At 69.5% G+C, this 22,019-nt stretch carries 23 protein-coding genes and 2 tRNA genes; 5 read left to right on the forward strand and 20 right to left on the reverse strand.

What is annotated here, in order from left to right; genetic code table 11:
- Nucleotides 1-31 precede the first annotated feature (31 nt).
- From CJ226_RS14040 to CJ226_RS14050, 3 genes are read left to right on the forward strand one after another with little or no spacing between them, the layout of a single operon-like run.
- Complete coding sequence (locus CJ226_RS14040; RefSeq protein ID WP_102209567.1) at nt 32-961, forward strand: LysR family transcriptional regulator; 930 nt, start codon at nt 32-34, stop codon at nt 959-961.
- Between the two features lie 9 nt (nt 962-970).
- A complete protein-coding gene (locus CJ226_RS14045) occupies nt 971-3,022 on the forward strand; it encodes a M3 family metallopeptidase (RefSeq protein WP_102209568.1) in 2,052 nt (683 codons plus the stop codon).
- Between the two features lie 19 nt (nt 3,023-3,041).
- Nucleotides 3,042-3,539, forward strand: coding sequence for a GyrI-like domain-containing protein (locus tag CJ226_RS14050; protein WP_102209569.1), 498 nt, complete (start codon nt 3,042-3,044; stop codon nt 3,537-3,539).
- A gap of 8 nt (nt 3,540-3,547) precedes the next feature.
- Here CJ226_RS14050 and clpX read toward each other — a convergent pair whose 3' ends face one another.
- From clpX to CJ226_RS14100, 10 genes are all read right to left on the reverse strand, one after another.
- Nucleotides 3,548-4,816, reverse strand: a complete 1,269-nt coding sequence (gene clpX, locus CJ226_RS14055; RefSeq protein WP_025105011.1) for an ATP-dependent Clp protease ATP-binding subunit ClpX — start codon at nt 4,814-4,816, stop codon at nt 3,548-3,550.
- A 221-nt stretch (nt 4,817-5,037) separates the two neighbouring features.
- Nucleotides 5,038-5,889 (reverse strand): aldehyde dehydrogenase family protein, encoded by an 852-nt coding sequence (locus CJ226_RS14060; RefSeq protein ID WP_102209570.1) that lies wholly within the window; start codon nt 5,887-5,889, stop codon nt 5,038-5,040.
- Nucleotides 5,886-7,355 (reverse strand): aldehyde dehydrogenase family protein, encoded by a 1,470-nt coding sequence (locus CJ226_RS14065; RefSeq protein ID WP_102209571.1) that lies wholly within the window; start codon nt 7,353-7,355, stop codon nt 5,886-5,888. The genes CJ226_RS14060 and CJ226_RS14065 overlap by 4 nt, the downstream gene beginning before the upstream one ends.
- Before the next feature lie 10 nt (nt 7,356-7,365).
- The gene (gene deoC, locus CJ226_RS14070) at nt 7,366-8,367 is read right to left on the reverse strand and encodes a deoxyribose-phosphate aldolase (RefSeq protein ID WP_025105015.1); all 1,002 of its coding nucleotides are present in this window, start codon (nt 8,365-8,367) and stop codon (nt 7,366-7,368) included.
- A complete protein-coding gene (locus CJ226_RS14075) occupies nt 8,364-9,299 on the reverse strand; it encodes a sugar-binding transcriptional regulator (protein WP_060921184.1) in 936 nt (311 codons plus the stop codon). Before CJ226_RS14075 ends, deoC begins: the two co-directional genes overlap by 4 nt.
- A 154-nt stretch (nt 9,300-9,453) precedes the next feature.
- Nucleotides 9,454-10,095, reverse strand: coding sequence for an ATP-dependent Clp protease proteolytic subunit (locus CJ226_RS14080; protein WP_025105017.1), 642 nt, complete (start codon nt 10,093-10,095; stop codon nt 9,454-9,456).
- 17 nt (nt 10,096-10,112) lie between these two features.
- On the reverse strand, nt 10,113-10,700 hold the full coding sequence (locus CJ226_RS14085) for an ATP-dependent Clp protease proteolytic subunit (protein ID WP_025105018.1): 588 nt from the start codon (nt 10,698-10,700) through the stop codon (nt 10,113-10,115).
- A gap of 81 nt (nt 10,701-10,781) precedes the next feature.
- A complete protein-coding gene (locus CJ226_RS14090; RefSeq protein WP_102209572.1) occupies nt 10,782-11,276 on the reverse strand; it encodes a tetratricopeptide repeat protein in 495 nt (164 codons plus the stop codon).
- A gap of 72 nt (nt 11,277-11,348) precedes the next feature.
- Nucleotides 11,349-12,827: a trigger factor gene (gene tig, locus CJ226_RS14095; protein ID WP_102209573.1), complete on the reverse strand. Its 1,479-nt coding sequence runs from the start codon at nt 12,825-12,827 to the stop codon at nt 11,349-11,351.
- Nucleotides 12,828-12,887: 60 nt separating this feature from the next.
- Nucleotides 12,888-12,961: transfer RNA gene (locus CJ226_RS14100), tRNA-Pro, on the reverse strand.
- Between the two features lie 94 nt (nt 12,962-13,055).
- On the opposite strand from CJ226_RS14100, the gene CJ226_RS14105 reads away from it, so the two are divergent.
- Nucleotides 13,056-13,126 (forward strand) — tRNA-Gly (locus CJ226_RS14105).
- A 25-nt stretch (nt 13,127-13,151) separates the two neighbouring features.
- Here the strand turns inward: CJ226_RS14105 and CJ226_RS14110 are convergent.
- Complete coding sequence (locus tag CJ226_RS14110; RefSeq protein ID WP_102209574.1) at nt 13,152-13,628, reverse strand: GNAT family N-acetyltransferase; 477 nt, start codon at nt 13,626-13,628, stop codon at nt 13,152-13,154.
- 279 nt (nt 13,629-13,907) lie between these two features.
- Here CJ226_RS14110 and CJ226_RS14115 point away from each other — a divergent pair, with 279 nt between their 5' ends.
- Nucleotides 13,908-14,981: a hypothetical protein gene (locus CJ226_RS14115; RefSeq protein ID WP_102209575.1), complete on the forward strand. Its 1,074-nt coding sequence runs from the start codon at nt 13,908-13,910 to the stop codon at nt 14,979-14,981.
- A 56-nt stretch (nt 14,982-15,037) separates the two neighbouring features.
- Here the strand turns inward: CJ226_RS14115 and CJ226_RS14120 are convergent, their stop codons facing one another.
- From CJ226_RS14120 to CJ226_RS14160, 9 genes are all read right to left on the reverse strand, one after another.
- Nucleotides 15,038-15,391 carry an RNA polymerase-binding protein RbpA gene (locus tag CJ226_RS14120; RefSeq protein WP_025105022.1) on the reverse strand — a complete coding sequence of 118 codons (354 nt, stop codon included), beginning with the start codon at nt 15,389-15,391 and terminating at the stop codon, nt 15,038-15,040.
- Nucleotides 15,391-15,639, reverse strand: a complete 249-nt coding sequence (secG, locus tag CJ226_RS14125) for a preprotein translocase subunit SecG (protein ID WP_025105023.1) — start codon at nt 15,637-15,639, stop codon at nt 15,391-15,393. Before secG ends, CJ226_RS14120 begins: the two co-directional genes overlap by 1 nt.
- A gap of 80 nt (nt 15,640-15,719) precedes the next feature.
- Nucleotides 15,720-16,511 (reverse strand): triose-phosphate isomerase, encoded by a 792-nt coding sequence (tpiA, locus tag CJ226_RS14130; protein WP_025105024.1) that lies wholly within the window; start codon nt 16,509-16,511, stop codon nt 15,720-15,722.
- Complete coding sequence (gene pgk / locus CJ226_RS14135) at nt 16,502-17,716, reverse strand: phosphoglycerate kinase (RefSeq protein ID WP_102209576.1); 1,215 nt, start codon at nt 17,714-17,716, stop codon at nt 16,502-16,504. The genes tpiA and pgk overlap by 10 nt, the downstream gene beginning before the upstream one ends.
- 10 nt (nt 17,717-17,726) lie before the next feature.
- Nucleotides 17,727-18,737, reverse strand: a complete 1,011-nt coding sequence (gene gap, locus CJ226_RS14140) for a type I glyceraldehyde-3-phosphate dehydrogenase (protein ID WP_025105026.1) — start codon at nt 18,735-18,737, stop codon at nt 17,727-17,729.
- A 115-nt stretch (nt 18,738-18,852) separates the two neighbouring features.
- Nucleotides 18,853-19,479 carry a superoxide dismutase gene (locus CJ226_RS14145; RefSeq protein WP_102209577.1) on the reverse strand — a complete coding sequence of 209 codons (627 nt, stop codon included), beginning with the start codon at nt 19,477-19,479 and terminating at the stop codon, nt 18,853-18,855.
- A gap of 161 nt (nt 19,480-19,640) precedes the next feature.
- Entirely contained in the window at nt 19,641-20,618 is a 978-nt protein-coding gene (gene whiA / locus CJ226_RS14150; RefSeq protein ID WP_025105028.1) for a DNA-binding protein WhiA, read from the reverse strand.
- 63 nt (nt 20,619-20,681) lie between these two features.
- On the reverse strand, nt 20,682-21,554 hold the full coding sequence (gene rapZ / locus CJ226_RS14155) for an RNase adapter RapZ (protein WP_025105029.1): 873 nt from the start codon (nt 21,552-21,554) through the stop codon (nt 20,682-20,684).
- A gap of 35 nt (nt 21,555-21,589) precedes the next feature.
- Nucleotides 21,590-22,019: helix-hairpin-helix domain-containing protein (locus CJ226_RS14160; RefSeq protein WP_257996673.1), on the reverse strand; the 430-nt coding region annotated here is incomplete at its 5' end.

Raw genomic sequence — 22,019 nt, forward strand, 5'->3', positions numbered from 1 at the left:
CCTTCCCTGTAGCGGAAACTAAACTGTCGTCGTGGAACTCCATCAGCTCCAGATCCTCCGCGAACTCGGAGCGCTGGGAAGCGCGACCGCCGTCGCCGAAGCGCTCCGGGTCACCCCCTCCGCGGTCTCGCAGCAGCTCGCCGCACTGCAGCGCTCCTTCCCGGCCCCGCTCACCCGTCGCCAGGGCCGTACCCTCGTGCTGACCGCCGCCGGCGAGGTCCTGGCAGCAGCCGGAGCTGAGGCCATCGACGCGATGGCGGCGGCACGCCACGCCCTGGACGACTTCGAGGGCGCGGCGACGGGAGAGGTGAGCATCAGCGGCTTCCACAGCGTCGGTCAGGCGCTCTTCGGCCCACTCGTGCGCGAGCTGTCCGGCAAGGAGCACGCCCCGACCGTGCGTCTCACGGACGAGGACGTCGCGCAGAGCGAGTTCCCCGGGCTCACCGCGCGGTACGACCTCGTCCTCGCCCATCGGATGGAGCACTCCGCGCCGTGGCCGACCGAGGGCGTCCGCGCCGTAGGTCTCGTCCGCGAGCCTCTGGACGTCGCCGTCTCCGCCGAGCACCCTCTCGCCGGTCGCCGCACCCTCTCGCCGGACGAGATCGCCGACGAGCAGTGGGTGACGAGCCGTGTGGGGTACTCCCCCGACGACGTGCTCCGCGCCGTCGCCGCCGTCGCCCGCCGCCCGGTCGAGGTCCGGCACCGCATCAACGACTACGGTGCGGTGTCGGCGGTGGTCGCGGCCGGCGGCGTCCTGGGGATGCTCCCCCGGTTCACCTCGCGCAGCGTGGACGATCGCGCCATCGTGCGCATCCCGCTCCGAGGCGTGAGCACGCACCGCATGATCGACGTCCTCGCACGGCCGGAGAACCTGCGCCGCCGCTCGGTCCGCGTCGTCGTCGACGCCCTGCGCGAGGTGATGACCCGTCTGAGCGCGGAGCGTTCCGACGGCGATGGCTAGGCTCGGAGGATGAGCGACGCCACGAACCCGCTGCTGCAGCCGTCGACCCTCCCCTTCGGGCTCCCGGACTATCGGGCCATCCGTCCGGAGCACTACCTCCCCGCCTTCCGCGCCGGGTTCGCGGAGCAGCTCGCCGAGGTCGCGAACATCACCCGCGTGCGGTCGATGCCGACGTTCGAGAACACCCTCGAGGCGCTGGAGAGGTCCGGCGCGCTCCTCGACCGGGTGGCGCACGCGTTCTACACGGTGAGCTCCGCCGATGCCACGCCGGAGATCCAGGAGATCGACGAGGAGCTCGCGCCACTCATGGCCGCCCACCAGGATGCGATCACGCTCGATGCGGCGCTCTACGCGCGCGTGGCCCACGTCTACGAGCAGCGCGAGGCGCTCGACCTCGATCCCGAGCAGCGCTACCTCGTGGAGCGCTACCACCGCGAGATGACGCATGCCGGCGCCGCGCTCGACGACGAGGCGAAGGCGCAGCTCACGGCTCTGAACCAGAAGCTGTCGGTGCTCACGAACACCTTCGAGCGGAACCTGCTGAGCGACACGAACGACCTCGCCGTGGTCTTCGACGCCGCGGCCGATCTGGAGGGCCTGAGCCCGGGTGAGCTGTCCGCCGCCGCACGCGCCGCGGCCGACCGCGGGCTCGACGGCCGCTACCTCCTCACGCTGCCGCTGTTCACCGGCCATCCGGCGCTCGCCCGGCTCGCGGTCCGGGAATCCCGTCGCCGGATCATGGCGGCGTCGCGCGCGCGGGGCTCGCGGGACAACGGCAACGACAACCGTCCGGTGCTGCGCGAGATCGTGCGCCTCCGTGCCGAGCGCGCGCGCCTCCTCGGGTACCCGTCGCATGCCGCATACATCACCGCCGACGAGACGGCGGGCTCCCCCGAGGCCGTCGAGCGGATGCTGCGACGACTGGCCGCGCCCTCCGCGCGCAACGCCCGCGCCGAACGGGACGCGCTCCAGGCCATCGTCGACGAGACCGAACCGGAGCCTTTCCCCGTGGAGGCCCACGACTGGGCGTTCTACACCGAGCGCGTGCGCACCGCCCGCTACGACATCGACACCGCCGCCCTGCGCCCCTGGTTCGAGGCGGAGCGCGTGCTACAGGACGGCGTGTTCTTCGCGGCGACCCGCCTGTACGGGGTGACCTTCCATGAACGGCACGACCTCGCGGCCTACCACCCGCAGGCCCGCGTCTTCGAGGTGCGCAACGCCGACGACTCCCCGCTCGGGCTCTACGTGCTCGACCTCTACACCCGCGACTCCAAGCGCGGCGGCGCGTGGATGAACGCGATCGTCAGCCAGTCCCGGCTGCGCGGCAGCGCCCCGGTCGTGGTCAACAACCTCAATGTCCCGCAGCCCGGGGACGGCGAGCCCACGCTGCTGACGCTCGGCGAGGTGACAACACTGTTCCACGAGTTCGGGCACGCTCTGCACGGCCTGTTCGCCACGGTGACCTACCCGCATTTCGCCGGGACCAACGTGTTCCGCGACTTCGTCGAGTTCCCCAGCCAGGTGAACGAGATGTGGATCCTCTGGCCCGAGGTCCTCGACCACTACGCCCGGCACCACGAGACCGGCGAGCCGCTGGATCCCGCCATCGTGGAGCGGCTGCGGGCGACCGCGACCTTCGACCAGGGGCACGCGACCAGCGAGTACCTCGCCGCGGCATGGCTGGATCAGGCGTGGCACCGGCTCTCCGCCGAGGACACAGTGGACGATGTCGCCGGCTTCGAGGCGGCCGCGCTGGCGGACATCGGTCTCGACGACCCCGCCGTCCCGACCCGGTACTCCTCCACCTACTTCGCCCACGTCTTCTCCGGCGGCTACAGCGCCGGGTACTACTCGTACATCTGGAGCGAGGTGCTCGACGCCGACACCGTGGAGTGGTTCCGGGAGAACGGCGGCCTCACCCGCGCCAATGGGGACCGCTTCCGCGACCGGCTGCTCGGCGTCGGCGGCTCGAAGGACCCGCTGGCTGCCTACCGCGACTTCCGGGGACGGGACGCCGAGATCGAGCCGCTCCTGAAACGCCGTGGACTGGACTCCTGAGTCGTGAGACCCTGAGCGCATGGACGCATTCCCCGACGCTCCGTTCGGCCCCGCAGACAGCCTGGAGCTGGACGCCGTCCCCCTGGCCGTCATCCGCCACGCAGGCATCCGGATCGCCGACCTCCGCGATGCCTTCGACTCCGGATACGCGGCGATCGGTGCCGCCTTCGCTGCGGGCACCCTGATTCCGGCCGGCCCCGCGCTCGCGATCTACCACGGCGATCCGATGGGCGTGTTCGACCTGGAGCTCGGCTTCCCCGTGCAGGCCCCACCGTCCGACCCGATCGCCACGGGCGACGGAACTGCCATCATCGCCTCGACCCTGCCGACCGGGCGGGCCGTCGCGAGCAGCGTCTTCGGTTCGTATGACGGTCTCGGTGCCGGCTGGGCCGGGCTGGTCGCGCGCGCCGCCGAGGCGGGGCTGCACCCGCGCGGCGTCTGGATCGAGGTCTACGTCTCGGACCCCGGTGTCGATCCCGACGAGCTCCGCACGGACCTGCTCATGCCCGTGGCCTGAGCAGGCGTTCAGGCGCTCTTGCGCTTGCGCTCCATCACGATGGTGGGCGGGGCGCCCTCGTCGACCGCGGCACGGGTGATGATCACCTTCGCGACGTCCTCGGCAGAGGGGATCTCGAACATCACCGGACCGAGCACGTCCTCGAGGATGGCACGGAGCCCACGGGCACCGGTCTTGCGCTCGACGGCGAGGTCGGCGATCGATCGCAGCGCGTCTTCCTCGAACTCGAGCTGGACGCCGTCGAGCTCGAACATGCGCTGGTACTGCTTCACGAGGGCGTTGCGCGGACCGGTGAGGATGTCGATGAGGGCGGCCTGGTCGAGCGGTGACACATTCGTCACGACGGGCAGACGACCGATGAACTCCGGGATGAGACCGAACTTGTGGAGGTCTTCCGGGAGCACCTCGCTGAACAGGTCGAGGTCCTTGCCCTTGTCGTGCAGCGGAGCGCCGAAGCCGACACCGTGCTTGCCGACGCGCGCCGAGACGATGTCCTCCAGCCCGGCGAAGGCCCCGGCCACGATGAAGAGCACGTTCGAGGTGTCGATCTGCAGGAACTCCTGATGCGGGTGCTTGCGTCCGCCCTGCGGCGGCACCGAGGCGACCGTGCCCTCGATGATCTTCAGCAGCGCCTGCTGCACGCCCTCGCCCGACACGTCGCGGGTGATCGACGGGTTCTCGGCCTTGCGGGCGATCTTGTCGACCTCGTCGATGTAGATGATGCCCTGCTCGGCGCGCTTCACGTCGTAGTCGGCGGCCTGGATGAGCTTGAGGAGGATGTTCTCGACGTCTTCGCCGACGTAGCCCGCCTCGGTCAGTGCCGTCGCGTCGGCGACGGCGAACGGCACGTTGAGGCGCTTGGCGAGCGTCTGCGCCAGGTAGGTCTTGCCGCAGCCCGTGGGCCCGATAAGCAGGATGTTGCTCTTGGCGATCTCGACCTCTTCGGCCTTCTGCTCAGCAGGCTGCAGGGTGCCGTGGGCGCGCACGCGCTTGTAGTGGTTGTAGACGGCGACGGACAGCGCACGCTTCGCGGGCTCCTGTCCGACGACGTACTCCTCGAGGAACGTGAAGATCTCGCGGGGCTTCGGCAGCTCGAACTCGGCGACACCCTCGGCGGACGACTCCGCCATGCGCTCTTCGATGATCTCGTTGCAGAGCTCGACGCACTCGTCGCAGATGTACACGCCGGGTCCGGCGATGAGCTGCTGCACCTGCTTCTGGCTCTTTCCGCAGAAAGAGCACTTGAACAGGTCAGCGCTTTCACCGATGCGGGCCATGCGCGTCCTCCTCGGGGGGATCAGGATCGTTCTTCGAGCCTAACCGCTGCATACGACACCGGGCCGCATTGGCGACGAGTCGTTCGGCGGGTCCGACGGACGGCGGCGCTTCCACCGTCATGCCGCGGGGAGGCAGCCCCGACCACGATCTCTCCCCGGCGACGTGAGGAGGGCCCCGCCGCGCGGTGCGCGACGGGGCCCTCGGTCATCCTGACGTGTCGTCAGACCATGCTCTTGGTGTGCCAGACCGTCTTGACCTCGGTGAACGCGGCGATCCGCTCCGGCGAGGCGACCACGTCGCCGGGGGCGAGCACGCGCTTCAGCGTCTCCGCCGCGGCGATCTGCATGTCGACCCACTCCAGCGCGCCCGCACCGGCGAGATCGAGGGCGTTCACATCCTGGTGCGAGGCGAGCCACGGCGCGATCTCCGCCGGCGAGCCGGTGAGCACGTTCACCACGCCCCCGGGCACGTCACTGGTCGCGAGCACCTCGGCGAGACTGATCGCGGAGAGCGGGTACTGCTCGCTCGCGACCACGACGACGGTGTTCCCGGCGACGAGGGCCGGGGCGACCACCGAGACCAGGCCGAGCAGCGCCGAGTCCTGCGGGGCCACGATGGCGACCACACCGGTGGGCTCGGGCACCGAGATGTTGAAGTACGGACCGGAGACGGGGTTCGCGTTTCCTGCCACCTGGGCGTACTTGTCGCACCAGCCGGCGTACCAGACCCAGAGATCGATCGCCTCGTCGACCTGCGCCGTGGCCGCCGAGGACGAGATGCCCTCCTGCGCCACGATCTCGTCGACGAACTGCGCACGACGCCCTTCCAGGACCTCGGCGACCCGGTAGAGCACCTGGCCGCGGTTGTAGGCCGTCGCCCCCGCCCAGCCCTTGACGGCGGCGCGCGCGGCGACGACCGCATCGCGGGCGTCCTTGCGGGAGGCCTTCGCGGCGTTGGCGAGGAAGGCGCCCTTGCGGGAGACGACCTCGTACGTGCGTCCGGACTCGCTCCGGGGGAAGGCCCCGCCGATCGCGAGCTTGTAAGTCTTCGGAACGGTCAGTCGCTTGCTCATCGTCCTTCTCCTCCGTCGGGTCCCTGAGCTTGTCGAGGGGTGAGATAGGCGGTGAGGCCCTGGCGACCGCCCTCGCGGCCGTACCCGGACTCCTTGTAGCCGCCGAACGGGCTCGACGGGTCGAAACGGTTGAACGTGTTCGCCCACACGACGCCCGCGCGCAGCCGGTCGGCGACCGCGAGGATGCGCGAGCCCTTGTCCGACCAGATGCCGGCGGAGAGACCGTACGGGGTGTTGTTGGCCTTGGCGATCGCCTCGGCGGGCGTCCGGAAGGTGAGGACCGACAGCACCGGCCCGAACACCTCGTCGCGGGCGATGCGGTGCGAGGCCTCGACGCCGGTGAAGATCGTCGGAGCGAACCAGAAGCCCTGCTCCGGGATCGCGCAGTCGGCGGTCCAGCGCTCCGCGCCCTCGGCCTCACCGATGTCGCTGAGCTCACGGATGCGGGCGAGCTGCGCGGCGGAGTTGATCGCGCCGATGTCGGTGTTCTTGTCGAGCGGGTCGCCGAGACGCAGCGTCGACAGCCGGTTCTTCAGCCGGTCGACGACCTCGTCATGGATCGACTCCTGCACCAGCAGGCGGCTGCCCGCACAGCACACGTGGCCCTGGTTGAAGAAGATGCCGTTGACGATGCCCTCGACGGCCTGATCGATCGGCGCGTCGTCGAACACGATGTTCGCGGCCTTGCCGCCCAGCTCCAGCGTCAGCTTCTTGTTCGTCCCCGCCACGGCGCGGGCGATGTCGCGACCCACACCCGTCGAGCCGGTGAAGGCGACCTTGTCGACGTCCGGGTGACGCACCAGGGCGGCACCGGTCGCCCCGGCTCCGGTGACGATGTTCACGACACCTGCGGGGAGATCGGCCTGCTGCAGGATCTCGGCGAAGATCAGTGCCGTCAGCGGCGTGGTCTCGGCCGGCTTGAGCACGACCGTGTTCCCGGCCGCCAGCGCGGGCGCGAGCTTCCACGCGAGCATCAGCAGGGGGAAGTTCCACGGGATGACCTGACCGGCGACACCCAGAGCACGCGGGTTCGCCCCCAGACCGGCGTAGTCGAGCTTGTCGGCCCAGCCCGCGTAGTAGAAGAACCAGGACGCGACGAGGGGCACGTCCACGTCGCGGCTCTCCTTGATGGGCTTGCCGTTGTCGAGGCTCTCGGCGACCGCGAGCTCGCGGGCGCGCTCCTGCACGAGACGGGCGATGCGGAACAGGTACTTGCCCCGGTCGCGGCCGCTCATGCGCGACCAGACCTTGTCGTAGGCGCGACGGGCCGCGGCGACGGCGCGGTCGATGTCCGCGTCGTCGGCGGAGGCGATCTCGGCGATCTCCTTCTCCGTCGCCGGGGAGATGGTGCGGAAGGGGGTGCCGGAGCCGTCGACGAACTCGCCGTCGATGAACAGCCCGTAGCTGTCCTTGAGGTTCAGCACCGCCGTGGACTCCGGAGCCGGAGCGTATTCCAGGAATGACATGTCGGGTTTCCTAGTCGATCGTGACGTAGTCGGGGCCGGAGTAGTGGCCGGTGGTGAGCTTCTGGCGCTGCAGGAGCACGTCGTTGAGCAGGCTCGAGGCGCCGAAGCGGAACAGGTGCGGCTGGAGCCACTCCTCCCCCACGGTCTCGGCGACGGTGACGAGGTACTTGACCGCGTCCTTCGACGAGCGGATGCCGCCGGCGGGCTTCACGCCGATGCGCTCCCCCGTCCCGCGATACCAGTCGCGCACCGTCTCCAGCATGAGCAGCGTGGTCGGCAGCGTCGCCGCCGGCTGCACCTTGCCGGTCGACGTCTTGATGAAGTCACCGCCGGCGAGGATGCCGAGCCAGGAGGCGCGCTTGATGTTGTCGTACGTGTTCAGCTCGCCGGTCTCGAGGATCACCTTGAGCGAGGCGTACGAGCCGTCCTCACGGCGGCACGCCTCCTTGACCTGAGCGATCTGATCGAACACCAGCCCGTAGCGGCCGGACAGGAACGCACCGCGGTCGATGACCATGTCGATCTCGTCCGCACCCGCGGCGACCGCTTCCGCGGTGTCGGCGAGCTTGATCGCGAGGGAGGACCGGCCGCTCGGGAAGGCGGTGGCCACCGCGGCGACCGAGATGAGGCCGTCGTCGGGGTCGCCGTGCAGGCTGCCGAGGGCCTCGACCGCTCCGGCGACCATGTCGCCGTAGACGCACACGGCCGCCACCCGAGGCGTGGACGGATCCGCCGCATCCGGGTTCTTCGCCTTGGCGACGAGCGAACGGACCTTGCCGGGGGTGTCCGCCCCCTCCAGGGTGGTCAGGTCGATCAGCTTGATGATCGTGTCGAGGGCCCAGGCCTTCGACGTCGTCTTGATGGAGCGGGTGCCGAGGCCGGCAGCGCGCTGCTCCAGCCCGACGGCGTCCACGCCGGGGAGGCCGTGCAGGAAACGACGGAGGGTCGCGTCGTCCGGCTCACCGCCGAGGACGTCCACCGCCGTCCTGCGGCTGAGTTCTGTCGTCGTCACTGTTCCTCCAACAATGCTCGTGCTGTGGTCTCATCGGTCACCAGGACCCCGCACAGGCCGCTGGTCACGACCGTGCGCGCGATGTCGTGCTTGGCGGGGCCCGCCGTCACGAAGATGGCCCGCGCGGCGCCGCGCAGGCGGTCGAGCGAGACGCCGACCGTGCGGGCGTCCAGCTGCGGGTCGACGATGTTGCCCTCGGCGTCGACGTAGCGCCCGAGGACGTCGCCGACGGCGCCGCGACGTGCCAGCTCCTCCACATCGGCGGCCGTGAGATAGCCGTTCTCGACGTGGGCGGAGGTCGCATCGCACGGTCCGGCGGTGAACAGGAACGCTTGGGCGTCCGCCGCCTCCTCCAGCACGGCCGCGACGGTGCGGTCGCCTTCGATGGCCTGCTTCGTCTCGACGTGCTCCAGGATCGCGGGGCTCGGCAGCAGCGAGACCTGACCGGACGCGCGCTGGGCGATGGTCACCGCGAGTCCCGCGGCCCCTCCCGAGCGCCGGTTGAGGCTGACACCGCCGTTGAGCTGCACGACGGTGACGCCGTTCGCCCAGCCGTCGGGCAGGGCCTCGGCCACGGCGCGGAGGGTCTTGCCCCAGCTCACGCCGAGCGTGCGCGGAACCGGACGGAGGGCGGTCAGGAAGTCGGCCGCCGCCTGAGCGACGCGCTCCAGGGTGCCCTCGTCGCCCTCCGGCGAGGGGACGACCACGGCGTCGGTGAGACCGAAGCGCTCCACGAGCTCGCGCTCGAGGCCGAGCCGACGGGCGCGCGGGTGGACGATCTCGATGCGGACGATGCCGCGCTGCCGCGCCTGCGTGAGGAGGCGCCCGACCTTCCAGCGGGAGATCTTCAGGAGACCACCGATCTCGTCCTGCGTCTTGTCCTCGTCGTAGTACAGCTCGGCGACCCGGACCATGAGCAGATCTTCTTCCACGGTGTCCTCCTTCCTCCTCCAGGGTAGGCCGGATTCAGCGTTCGCGCACCCATCTGCTCATATGCGCAGTCGCGCCATCCTCCCGCGCGCATCCGCCGGAGACGCGAAAAGGACGCCCGTCGATTCGACGGGCGTCCTTCTCTGCGGATGCGGACTACGCGCGCTTGCGCGAGGTGAGCACCTGGTCGACGATGCCGTACTCCAGCGCCTCGTTGGCCGAGAGGATCTTGTCGCGATCGATGTCGCGGTTGACCTGCTCGACCGGTTTGCCGGTGTGACGGGCCATGGTCTCCTCGAGCCAGGTGCGCATGCGGAGGATCTCCGCCGCCTGGATCTCGATGTCGGAGGCCTGACCGTGTCCGGCCTCCCCCATCGCGGGCTGGTGCATCAGCACGCGCGCATTCGGCAGCGCGAGACGCTTGCCGGGGGCACCGGCCGCGAGCAGCACGGACGCGGCCGAGGCCGCCTGGCCGAGCACGACGGTCTGGATCTGCGGCGCAACGTACTGCATCGTGTCGTAGATCGCCGTCATCGCGGTGAACGAGCCACCGGGCGAGTTGATGTACATGGTGATGTCGCGCTCGGAGTCCTGGCTCTCCAGGACGAGGAGCTGCGCCATGACGTCGTCGGCCGACGCGTCATCGACCTGCACGCCGAGGAAGATCACGCGGTCTTCGAACAGCTTGTTGTACGGGTCCTGGCGCTTGAAGCCGTAGGCGGTGCGCTCCTCGAACTGCGGCAGCACATACCGGCTGGAGGGCAGGTTTCCGGCGGACTGGAACGTGGGTGTGTACATGGTGTCCTCTCGAATCCTCACTCGACGCCCGTGCCGCCGCCGCCGGTGACGTCGCTGGCGTGCTCGCGGATGTGGTCGACGAAGCCGTACTCGAGGGCCTCCTCCGCCGTGAACCAGCGGTCGCGGTCGCCATCGGCGTTGATCTGCTCGACGGGCTTGCCGGTCTGCGACGCGGTGATCTCGGCGAGGCGCTTCTTCATCGACAGGATGAGCTGCGCCTGGGTCTGGATGTCGCTCGCGGTGCCGCCGAAGCCGCCGTGCGGCTGGTGCAGCAGCACGCGGGCGTTCGGCGTGATGTAGCGCTTGCCCTTGGTGCCGCTGGTCAGCAGCAGCTGGCCCATGGACGCGGCCATGCCGATGCCGACGGTGACGATGTCGTTCGGCACGAACTGCATCGTGTCGTAGATCGCCATGCCCGCGGTGATCGAGCCGCCGGGCGAGTTGATGTAGAGGTAGATGTCCTTCTCGGAGTCTTCGGCGGCGAGAAGGAGGATCTTCGCGCAGATCTCGTTGGCGTTGTCGTCTCGCACCTCCGAGCCGAGCCAGATGATGCGGTCCTTCAGCAACCTGTCGAAGACGCTTGTCGCGACGAGGGGTTCAGCCATGTCAGCTCCTGCTTCCGTGTTTCAGTGATTCGAATCTACCGGCGCACGCACAGCCCCTAGGTCGTGTTCGCCGTCGGCATATCAGGTGTCGCTGCCGGCGATCTCGTGCGCGTACGCCGTCATCGACCGGTGGTAGCGGGGCAGGTGCGGGACGAGCGCGAGGATGGCCACCGACAGGCCCTGCGCGGGCCGGCCGGCACTCGCGAGGATGAGGGCGTGCACCACCGCGACCGCGTCCCGATACGGCCCGTCCGCCGCGATCTCCTCCTCGGCTCGGATCACCCGCAGCGCCTCGTCGTAGTCTCCGAGGTTGCGCAGCGAGCTCGCGAGCTGGATCACGCACTGCGGGCGATGCTCCTCGTCGAGGCCGAGCGCCAGGGCTCGGCGGTACAGCTCCACGGCCTCCGCCGGGCGTCCCGCGGAATCGCGGGCACCGGCGCGCTCGAACTCGGCCCTGGCGTCGTCCGCACCCCGCTCGGCGGCGAGGGCGTCGATGCGCGCGATCGTCTCGTCGCCGACCTCCTCTCCGGAGGCCTCCGTCCACACCTGCTCGATGCGGTCGTCCCAGCTCGTCATCCCGTCGTCCTTCCCTCGATGAGAAAGAGGGCGGATGCCGCAGCACCCGCCCTCTTCACTCGACCGTGCCGATCACTCGGCGGTGTCGGCGTCCTTCTTGGCCGGAGCCTTCTTCGCCGCCGGCTTCTTGGCGGCGGGCTTCTTCTCCGCAGCGGGCTTCTCGTCCGCGTCGGCGTCCTTCTTGGCGGCCGCCTTCTTGGCCGGAGCCTTCTTCTTCGCGGCCGGCTTCTCCTCGGCCTCGGCGGGCTTCTCGTCCTCGGACTCGGCCTCGTCGTCGGTCACGACGAAGTCGGAGAGGTCGACGGCCTTGCCGTTGGTGTCCACGACCTTGACCTTGCCGAGGGCGATCGCGAGCGCCTTGTTCCGGGCGACCTCGCCGACCAGCGCGGGGAGCTGGTTCGAGGACTGCAGCGCCTCGACGAACTCCTGCGGCGCCATGCCGTACTGCGCGGCGGACTGGATGAGGTACTGCGAGAGCTCCTCCTGCGAGACCTGCACGTCGGCCTGCTCGGCGATCGTGTCGAGCAGCACCTGCGTGCGGAACTGCTTCTCGCTGGCCTCGGTCACCTCGGCGCGGTGCACGTCGTCCTCGAGACGACCCTCGCCCTCGAGGTGGTTGTGCACCTCGTCCTCGATGAGCTGCGGCGGGACCGGGATCTCGATCTGCGCGAGCAGCGTCTCGACGAGCTTGTCGCGGGCGGCGGAGCCCTGCGTGAAGACGCCCTGCTGCTCGACGCGCTCGCGCAGGCTGTCGCGCAGCTCGGCGATCGTGTCGAACTCGCTCGCGATCTGCGCGAACTCGTCGTCGGCCTCGGGAAGCTCGCGCTCCTTGACGGCCTTGACGGTGACGGAGACCTCCGCCTCCTTGCCGGCGTGGTCGCCGCCGACGAGGGCGGAGCGGAAGGTGGTGTCCTCACCGGCGGTGAGCGACTCGATCGCGTCGTCGATGCCTTCGAGGAGCTCGCCGGAGCCGATCTCGTAGGAGACGCCCTCGGCGCGGTCGATCTCGGCGCCGTCGATGGTGGCGACGAGGTCCAGCTCGACGAAGTCGCCCTTGGCCGCGGGGCGGTCGACGGGGATGAGGGTGCCGAAGCGGGCGCGCATGTTGTCCAGCTCCGCGTCGAGGGCGGCCTCGTCGGCCTCCACGGCGTCGACCTCGAGGGTGATGCCCGCGTAGTCGGGGAGCTCGATCTCCGGCCGCACGTCGACCTCGACGTCGACGAGCAGGTCGCCCGAGAAGTCCTTCTCGTTCGGCCACTGCGTGATCTCGGCCGACGGGCGGCCGACGATGCGGAGCTTGTGCTCGGCGGTCGCCTCGCGGAAGAACTTGTCCAGGCCCTCGTTCACGGCGTGCTCGATGACGGCGCCGCGGCCGATGCGCTGGTCGATGATCGGAGCGGGCACCTTGCCCTTGCGGAAGCCGGGGATCTGGACGTCCTGCGCGATGTGCTCGTAGGCGTGCGCGATGCTGGGCTTGAGGTCGTCCGGGGTGACCGTGATGGTGAGCTTGACCCGGGTCGGGGTCAGCTTCTCGACGGTGCTGTTCGCCATGCTGGTGTGTTCTCCTTGTGGTTTCCGCGCAGAACGCGGCTGGAAGGTCGTGGGGTCGAGTCGGGGCGACAGGAGTTGAACCTGCGACCTCCCGCTCCCAAAGCGGGCGCTCTACCAAGCTGAGCTACGCCCCGGGGAATCCGCACGCAGATTCAGCCCCACCGAGTCTAACGGACAGGAGCATGCCCGACCGTCCGCTATGATCGATGGAGTCCGGACTCCGGTTCCGGGGGTGTAGCTCAATGGTAGAGTCTCAGTCTTCCAAACTGATTGCGCGGGTTCGATTCCCGTCACCCCCTCTCCTTCCTCGCAGCCTTCCCCCGATCAGAGCTGCTTCCGCATCTGCTGCGTGACCACCTCGTAGCCCGCCGTCTCGTACATCCCGATCGCCGTCCGGTTCCCGCCGAAGACGTTGAGCTCGAGCGCCGTCGCACCCGCAGCGCGTGCCGCGTGCTCCGCCGCCGCGAGCAGACCGCGCCCCAGTCCCTCGCCGCGGCGAGCGGCCTCCACCTCGATGTCGTAGAGGAACGCCACTCCGGGGGCGCCGCGCGGATGATCGAGCCCCACCCAAGCGCGGCCGATGGCCCGCCCGTCCGCGTCGAGTCCACGGAGCACGAGCATGCGCGGTGTGTCCGGCCCTCGCGGCAGCATGCGCGCATTGTCGGCGCGCGCCCGCTCCACCGCTCCATCCGCGGGCCAGCGCCCCGCGGCGACCTGCTCGTGCGCGTAGGCACGCGCGATCTCGTCCATCCATTCATCGAACTCATCCGCGGTCATCGTCCGCACCGTCACACCTGCCACGCGCTCATCCTGGCATTCCGCGGTCCGTGACGGATGCTCGCTGCGTCCAATACGCTGACAGCAGATGCAGCCACCCCCGGTCGGAAGGCCCGAGCGAATGGACATGTCGTGACGGATGCGCTCCCCTCCGGCTCTGTCGCGCCACCGAGCCTGCCGCACGGCGGCCACCGTCTTCCGGTCGTGCTGTCACAGCCCGTGACGACGCGACCCTCCGCCGACACGACGCCCCGGAGACGCCGTCGCCCTCGTGGTCGGGTCGTCGCCGGGCTCGTAGGCGGGTTGGTCCTGGTCGGCGGGCTGGCGACCGCACAGGTCTCGGCGAACCTCGGCTATGACGACGCCCGACGCGATTTCGAGACCGCCTCGCGCAGCTTCCAGGCGCAGAGCACGGAGGTCGGTCACCGCTACGGCGAACTCATCGAATCGACCGACGCCGGACACGTGATCCTCGACATTGGAGACACCAGCCTTCCCGTGCCGGATGACGCCTGGGACTCGTTGATGTCCGCGGTCGCCGACGGTGAGGCCATTGGCGCGGAGGTCGAGAGGGTCGCCGCGGCGACGCCTCCGCCGAAGGGAGAGAAGCCGTCGTGGTTCTGGGAGCTCTACGGAGCCACGTCTGCACTCCACGCGGACCGGGAACGAGTGGAGAGGCTCGTCGACGACCTGAGGACGGCCTCCACCGACGCCGCTGCCGGCCGGAACGCCGTCTCTGAGAGCGGCGTCGCGGTCATGACGGCGGCCGGAAGCGCGGCGGCCGCCTTCGAGGCCGAGCACCTCTCCGCCCGCAACACCGCCGTGATCGCCCTGCGCGACGCCGCCGCAGACGCCACCGCCGCGACCACGGTCGATGACACGACCGCCACTGTCTACGCCGCACTGCAGAACGCGGCTGCGCAGGTGATCGCGACCGAAGCCGCGGAGCTCGCGGAGAAGGCCGGTCCGCTGCAGAACTCGCGGCTCGAGGTGGAGGCGTTCGCGCGGTCTCTCGCGCCCGGCGTCCTGCTGGAGTTCGATTGGGCTCCGGTCGTCAACGGCGCCGGGTACAACGGCAGCATGGGCGGGTACACCACCTGGTGGTGGGACGATCCGGGGCGCGCGGTCATCCAGCTGTCGGACTCGGTGGCGGAGCAGTGGCCAGCCGAACGCAGCCGCGCGCTCGTCGCCCATGAGGTGGGCCATGCCATCAGCGTCAAGTGCGAGGGCATGTACGACTCGTCCACCCAGGACAGCATCGAGAAGTGGGCGACGGCCTGGGCCATCAGCATGGGCTTCACCGACGACGCGAACGGGGTCTGGGCCTACGGGTATCCCCCGCAGGACTACATCGACGCGGCCGCCGGCTGCCGCTGAGACGGAAGAAGCCGCCGTGATCGCCACGGCGGCTTCTCCTCGCGCTCAGTCGGCGGTCACTGACCCCGGCGCTCGCGGAGCTGGGTGAGGGCGTCCTCCAGCAGCTGGACGGCCTCTTCGTCCGTCCGGCGCTCCTTCACGTAGGCCAGGTGCGTCTTGTACGGCTCGGCCTTGGCGACGGCAGGAGGGTTCTCCTTGTCGCGCCCGGCCGGAAGACCGGACTGCGGGTGGTCGATGATCTCCGGGATCTCCTCCTCGGGGAGACCGGCGGCGAAGTAGCGGACCGTCTCATTGCCGAGACCGTCCCAGTACGACACCGCGATGCGGTCGGCGTGGTAGCCGTGGTCCTGCTCCCCCATGGGACCGGAACCGACTCGGGTACCGCGGATCGCGTTTCCACCGGTAGCCATCAGATCACCTCGAACTTCGTGATGAGGCCGAGCGCCACGATGGCGATGAACCACGTGAGCGCCAGGACGACGGTGAAGCGGTTCAGGTTCCGCTCCGCGAGCCCGGAGGAGCCGACCGCAGTGGTCATGCCGCCGCCGAACATGTCGGACAGGCCGCCGCCGCGGCCCTTGTGCAAGAGGATGAGGAGAGTCAGCAGGACGCTGGTGATGCCCAGCACGACCTGCAGGACGAACTCGAGAATTGCCACGGAAAGAGCCTTTCGCTGGGGCCGGAGCGCCCCCGTAACGGTCAAGTATACGGTGCAGCGGGGCCGGAGCCCCGCCGCACTCACACGCCGACGTGCTTCTCGAAGCGGATGATCGCCGCGAACTCGTCGACGACGAGGCTCGCGCCGCCGACCAGAGCGCCGTCCACGTCGGGCTCGCGCATGAAGCTGGCGATGTTCGCCGCCTTGACCGATCCGCCGTAGAGGATGCGGGTGCGGGCCGCAGCCTCGTCGCCGAGGACCTTCGCGATCACACCACGAAGCGCCGCGCAGACATCCTGCGCCTGCTGCGGGGTGGCCGCCTGGCCCGATCCGATGGCCCAGACGGGCTCATACGCCACGACGATGTCAGCCGACGGGGAGACGCCCTGGAGGGCGGCCTCGAGCTGTCCGGCCGGAACCGCGCTGGCGCCGAACTTCTCCAGGTCCTCCGCCGTCTCGCCGACGCAGATGACCGGGGAGAGGCCGTGCTTGAGCGCAGCCTTCACCTTCCCGGCCACGATCTCGTCGGACTCGGCGTGGTACTCGCGACGCTCGGAGTGTCCGATGATGACGTACTTCGCGTCGAGCTTCGCCAGGAACGCCCCGGAGATCTCGCCGGTGTACGCACCGGAGTCGTGCGCCGAGACGTCCTGCGCACCGAACGCGAACGGGATCTTGTCCGCGTCGATCAGCGTCTGCACGCTGCGGATGTCGGTGAAGGGCGGGAAGACCGCCACCTCCACGGATCCGTCCTCGTGCTTGGCGTCCTTCAGCGTCCAGTGCAGCTTCTGCACGAACGCCACCGCCTGCAGGTGATCCAGGTTCATCTTCCAGTTGCCCGCGATCAGCGGGGTACGGGAGCTCACGCCCATCCGAGGACCTCCAGCCCAGGTAGTTTCTTGCCCTCGAGGAATTCGAGGCTGGCGCCGCCGCCGGTCGAGATGTGCCCGAACTGGTCGTCGGTGAATCCGAGCTGGCGGACGGCTGCGGCGGAGTCGCCGCCGCCGACCACGCTGAGGCCGTCGACCTCGGTCAGTGCCTGCGCGACCGCCTTGGTTCCCGCAGCGAAGGCCGGGAACTCGAACACGCCCATCGGGCCGTTCCAGAACACCGTCTTCGATCCGCGGATGACCTCGGCGAAGCGCGCGGCGGTCTCCGGTCCGATGTCGAGGCCGATGCCCGACGAACCGAACGCCGTCTCCTCGATCGCGTCCGCGGCGGCCACCTCGTGGTCCGCGTCCGCACCGAAGGAGGCGGCGACGACCACGTCGGTCGGGAGCACGAGTTCCACGCCGCGCTCGGCCGCCTCGGCGATGTAGCCGCGCACGGTCTCGAGCTGGTCCTCCTCGAGGAGACTCGACGCGACGGCGTGCCCCTGTGCCTTCAGGAAGGTGAAGAGCATGCCGCCGCCGACGAGGATGCGGTCCACCCGCGGCAGCAGGTGCGAGATGACTCCGAGCTTGTCGCTCACCTTGGACCCGCCGAGCACCACCGCGTACGGCCGCTCCGGGTTCTCCGTCAGGCGATCGAGCACATCGAGCTCGGTCGCGATCAGGAGCCCCGCCGCCGAGGGCAGCAGCTTCGCGAGGTCGTAGACGCTCGCCTGCTTGCGGTGCACGACGCCGAACCCGTCGGAGACGAGCACGTCGCCCAGTTCCGCGAGCTGCGCCGCGAAGGCACCGCGCTCGGCGTCGTCCTTCGACGTCTCCCCCGGGTTGAACCGGAGGTTCTCGATCACGACGACCTGACCGTTCTCGAGGGACGCCACGGCGTCCTTCGCGGCCTCGCCCACGGTGTCGCCGGCGAAGGCGACCGGGGCGCCGAGCAGCTCGGACAGCCGCTGGGCGACCGGCTCGAGGCTGTACTGCGGGTCGGGCGCGCCGTCCGGGCGGCCGAGGTGCGAGCAGACGACGACGCGGGCGCCCGCGTCGATGAGGGTCTTCAGGGTCGGCAGCGAGGCGCGGACACGGCCATCGTCCGTGATGACCCCGTCCCGCAGGGGGACGTTCAGATCACAACGGACGATGACGCGCTTGCCCTCGAGCGAACCCAATGAGTCCAGGGTGCGCAGAGTCATGTGTCGGAGCTCAGATGCGCTCGGCGACGTACTCGGTCAGGTCGACGAGACGGTTGGAGTAGCCCCACTCGTTGTCGTACCAGCTCGAGACCTTGATCAGGTTGCCGCTGACGTTGGTGAGCGTGGAGTCGAAGATCGACGAGTGCGGGTTGTGCACGATGTCGCTCGACACGATCGGGTCCTCGTTGTACTGCAGGTACCCGGCCAGACGCCCCTCGGCCGCAGCCTTCTTGTAGGCCTCGTTGACCTCGTCCACCGTGAGGTTCTCGCGGTCCGTGATGAGCGTCAGGTCGACGATCGAGCCCGTGGGAACCGGCACGCGGTAGGAGGAACCGCTGAGCTTGCCGTTCAGCTCCGGGAGGACGAGGCCGATGGCCTTCGCGGCACCCGTCGAGGCCGGCGTGATGTTGATCGCGGCGGCGCGGGCGCGGCGGAGGTCCTTGTGGGGACCGTCCTGCAGGTTCTGGTCGGCGGTGTAGGCGTGGGCCGTCATCATGAAGCCGCGGTCGATGCCGAAGGCGTCGTTGAACACCTTGGCCAGCGGCGCGAGGCAGTTCGTGGTGCAGGAGGCGTTGGAGATGATGTGGTCCGTCTCCGGGTTGTACGTCTCCTCGTTCACGCCCATGACGATGGTGCGGTCGTCACCCGTGGCGGGAGCCGAGATGAGGACCTTCTTCGCACCGGCGTCGATGTGCTTGCGCGCGGCGTCGGCGTTGGTGAAGAAGCCGGTCGACTCGATGACGATGTCCACGCCCAGCTCGCCCCACGGGAGGTTGGCGGGGTCACGCTCTGCGAAGGCCTTGATCTCCTTGCCGTCGACGGTGATGCTGTCGTCGTCGTACGTGATCTCGGCGTCGAGGACGCCGCTGACCGAGTCGTACTTCAGCAGGTGTGCCAGGGTCTTGTTGTCGGTGAGGTCGTTGACCGCGACGATCTCAAGGTCTGCTCCCTGCGCGAGAGCTGCGCGGAAGTAGTTGCGTCCGATGCGGCCGAAGCCGTTGATACCGATCTTGACAGACACTCAGGTCTCCCTGTTTCTCATGCGCCGAGCGCCGCCGTCGAGCGTGCGCCATGCGCGGGTTTTTTGGCTGAGATGGCGCCCCGACGAGCCGTGGGCCCGCCGGGACGCGACCCGATTACGACAGTACCAGCAGGCCGTTCGTCTGCTGACGGGCGACCTCGAAGCGCTGGGCGACGTTCTCCCAGTTGGCGATGTTCCACGCGGCCTTGACGTAGTCGGCCTTCACGTTGAGGTAGTCGAGGTAGAAGGCGTGCTCCCACATGTCCAGCTGGAACAGCGGGATGGTGCCCTGCGCGGTGTTCGACTGCTGGTCGAAGAGCTGCTGGATGATGAGTCGCGAGCCGATCGAGTCCCAGCTCAGGACGGCCCAGCCGGAACCCTGGATCCCGGTGGCGGCGGCGGTGAAGTGCGCCTGGAACTTCTCGAAGGAGCCGAAGTACTCGTCGATGGCCGCCTTGAGCTCGCCCTCGGGCTGGCCGCCGCCGTTCGGCGAGAGGTTGGTCCAGAAGATCGAGTGGTTGACGTGGCCGCCGAGGTTGAACGCGAGGTCCTTCTCGAGCTTGTTCACGTTCGCGAGGTTGCCGCTCTCGCGGGCCTCCGCCAGCTGCTCCAGGGCGGTGTTGGCGCCCGCGACGTAGGTCGCGTGGTGCTTGTCGTGGTGCAGCTCCATGATCTTGCCGCTGATGTGCGGCTCGAGAGCGGCGAAGTCGTAGGGAAGGTCGGGGAGCGTGTAGGTTGCCATATCGCATTCATCCAATCCGCGCCGCGCCGCGGCGCTTGCCGATGCTCCGCGTCGCCGATGTGCGACGGAGAGCGGACGACTTTCATCCTACTGACGACAACGCCTCGGGTGTCCGGATCCTTCCGGGGGTTGACACGCCGTCCAGGGCGGCGTCACCCGGATCAGACGTCGAGACCGGCGGGGACGGCGGCCTCGGTCCCCGGGATGCCCTCCTGCTGCGCGCGTTTGTCCGCCATCGCCAGCAGACGGCGGATGCGGCCGGCCACGGCGTCCTTCGTGAGCGGAGGGTCGGCGTGGTGACCGAGCTCGTCGAGGCTGGCGTCGCGGTGTGCGAGGCGGAGCTCGCCGGCGACTCGGAGGTGGTCGGGCACCTCGTCGGCCAGGATCTCGAGAGCGCGCTCGACACGGGCGCATGCCGCCACGGCGGCCTGCGCGGAACGGCGGAGGTTCGCGTCGTCGAAGTTGACGAGACGGTTGACGCCCGCGCGCACCTCGCGGCGCTGTCGCAGCTCCTCCCACGCCAGAGCGGTGCGCTGGGCGCCCATCTCGCTGAGGATGGTGCGGATCGCCTCCCCCTCGCGCACGACGACGCGGGGAAGCCCGCGGACCTCGCGCGCCTTCGCGGCGACACCGAGGCGGTGGGCGGCACCCACGAGCGCCATGGCGGCCTCGGACGACGGGCAGGCGACCTCGAGCATCGCGGAGCGGCCCGGCTCGCTCAGCGAACCGGCGGCGAGGAAGGCCCCGCGCCAGAGGCCGGCGATCTCCGCACGGGACCCCGTGGTGAGGCGGTTCGGCAGTCCGCGGACCGGGCGGCGACGCTGGTCGAGCAGTCCGGTCTGGCGGGCCAGGGTCTCCCCCTGCGCGATGACGCGGACGGCCCAGCGGGCGCCGTCGTTGGCGGTGCTCGACTGCACCTGGGCGATCTCCGGACGGACGCCGTAGATCTCGGCGAGGTCGCGGGCCACACGGCGGGCGAGGGTCTCGGCATCGACCTCCGCTTCCACCGCCACACGGCCGGCGATGGAGTGCAGACCACCGGCGAACCGGAGGATGGCCGTCACCTCAGCGACGCGCACCGTCGGGGGTGCATTGCGGATGCTGACGAGCTCAGCCTTGACGTCGGTGGTTAGTGCCACGAGACTCCTTCACGTTCACGCGCCGGGTCGCGACGCAAACCTCCAGCTTACTCGCTCGGGGCCCTATTCCCTGCCGAGGTCACGGTGGCGGACGTTGACCGCGACGCCCGGTATTCCCGCCAGTCGACGGGCGAGCTCCTCGGACATGGCGACCGAACGGTGCTTGCCGCCCGTGCACCCGATGGCGATCGTGGAGTGGCTCTTGTTCTCGCGCTGATACCCCTCGAGGACGGGAACGAGAGCCTTCGCGTAGGCGTCGAGGAACTCCTCCGCGCCGTCCCGGGAGAGCACGTACTCCCGCACGGTCTCGTCCTGTCCGGTGAGACCGCGCAGGTCTTCGTTCCAATACGGGTTCGGGAGGAAGCGCATGTCGGCCACGACGTCGACGTCGGTGGGCAGCCCGTACTTGAAGCCGAAGCTGAGCAGGGTGACCCGGTGCCGCGCCTCGCCCTCCTCCGAGAAGATGTCGGAGACCTTGGTCGCGAGCTGGTGGATGTTCAACGCCGAGGTGTCGATCACCAGATCCGCGGCCTCGCGGATCGGGGCGAGCCGGGCGCGCTCGGTCCGGATGCCGTCGAGGAGGGTGCCGTCGCCCTGCAGCGGATGCGGGCGCCGTACGGCCTCGAAGCGACGGACGAGGACGTCGTCCGAGGCGTCCAGGAAGAGCACGCGGATGGATCCCCTGGTGCGCAGCACGCGAGCGACACCCGGGAAGTCGTCGAAGAGGTTGCGGCCGCGCACGTCGACCACCGCCGCGACCTTCGGCAGCGCGTCGCCCCCCATGCCGGTGAGATCGAGCAGCGGTCGGAGGATCTGCGGCGGCAGGTTGTCGACGACGTACCAGCTGAGATCCTCCAGCGCGTTCGCCACCGTGGTCCGACCCGCGCCGGACATCCCGGTGACGATGAGGAATTCGCCCTGTTCCCCGTCAGACATCGCTCACTGCTCCTTCTCCCCCTCGGCCTCCCAGCCTAGCGAGTGGACAGGTGCGTATGGATGTTCTGAGCGAGCACCGGACCGATCCCCTGGACCTCCTGGATCTGCTGCGGTTCCGCGGCACGCAGCGCGGTGACCGACCCGAAGTGCTTGAGGAGGACCTTGATCCGCGAGGCCCCGAGACCAGGGACCTCGGCGAGCACCGTGGTGATGTCCTTCTTGCGTTTCTTGCGCTGGTGCGTGATGGCGAACCGATGCGCCTCGTCGCGAAGACGCTGGAGCAGGTAGAGGGATTCGCTGGTCCGCGGCAGGATGACCGGGAAGTCGTCTCCCGGCAACCAGATCTCCTCCAGACGCTTGGCGATGCCGCAGACCGCGATCTCCGTGTGTCCGGCGTCGCGCAGTGCTCGCGCGGCGGCCTCGACCTGCGGCTGACCGCCGTCAACGAGAAGCAGCTGCGGCGGG

Origin of the sequence: Microbacterium sp. UMB0228 (assembly GCF_002871415.1) — a bacterium.
GTDB lineage: Bacteria > Actinomycetota > Actinomycetes > Actinomycetales > Microbacteriaceae > Microbacterium.

Coding starts and splice junctions, on each gene's coding strand:
- CJ226_RS14045 (WP_102209568.1), top strand. CDS start 971: ATGAGCGACGCCACGAACCCGCTGCTGCAGCCGTCGACCCTCCCCTTC.
- CJ226_RS14050 (WP_102209569.1), top strand. CDS start 3,042: ATGGACGCATTCCCCGACGCTCCGTTCGGCCCCGCAGACAGCCTGGAG.
- clpX (WP_025105011.1), bottom strand. CDS start 4,816: ATGGCCCGCATCGGTGAAAGCGCTGACCTGTTCAAGTGCTCTTTCTGC.
- CJ226_RS14060 (WP_102209570.1), bottom strand. CDS start 5,889: ATGAGCAAGCGACTGACCGTTCCGAAGACTTACAAGCTCGCGATCGGC.
- CJ226_RS14065 (WP_102209571.1), bottom strand. CDS start 7,355: ATGTCATTCCTGGAATACGCTCCGGCTCCGGAGTCCACGGCGGTGCTG.
- CJ226_RS14080 (WP_025105017.1), bottom strand. CDS start 10,095: ATGTACACACCCACGTTCCAGTCCGCCGGAAACCTGCCCTCCAGCCGG.
- CJ226_RS14085 (WP_025105018.1), bottom strand. CDS start 10,700: ATGGCTGAACCCCTCGTCGCGACAAGCGTCTTCGACAGGTTGCTGAAG.
- CJ226_RS14090 (WP_102209572.1), bottom strand. CDS start 11,276: ATGACGAGCTGGGACGACCGCATCGAGCAGGTGTGGACGGAGGCCTCC.
- tig (WP_102209573.1), bottom strand. CDS start 12,827: ATGGCGAACAGCACCGTCGAGAAGCTGACCCCGACCCGGGTCAAGCTC.
- CJ226_RS14120 (WP_025105022.1), bottom strand. CDS start 15,391: ATGGCTACCGGTGGAAACGCGATCCGCGGTACCCGAGTCGGTTCCGGT.
- tpiA (WP_025105024.1), bottom strand. CDS start 16,511: ATGGGCGTGAGCTCCCGTACCCCGCTGATCGCGGGCAACTGGAAGATG.
- pgk (WP_102209576.1), bottom strand. CDS start 17,716: ATGACTCTGCGCACCCTGGACTCATTGGGTTCGCTCGAGGGCAAGCGC.
- CJ226_RS14145 (WP_102209577.1), bottom strand. CDS start 19,479: ATGGCAACCTACACGCTCCCCGACCTTCCCTACGACTTCGCCGCTCTC.
- rapZ (WP_025105029.1), bottom strand. CDS start 21,554: ATGTCTGACGGGGAACAGGGCGAATTCCTCATCGTCACCGGGATGTCC.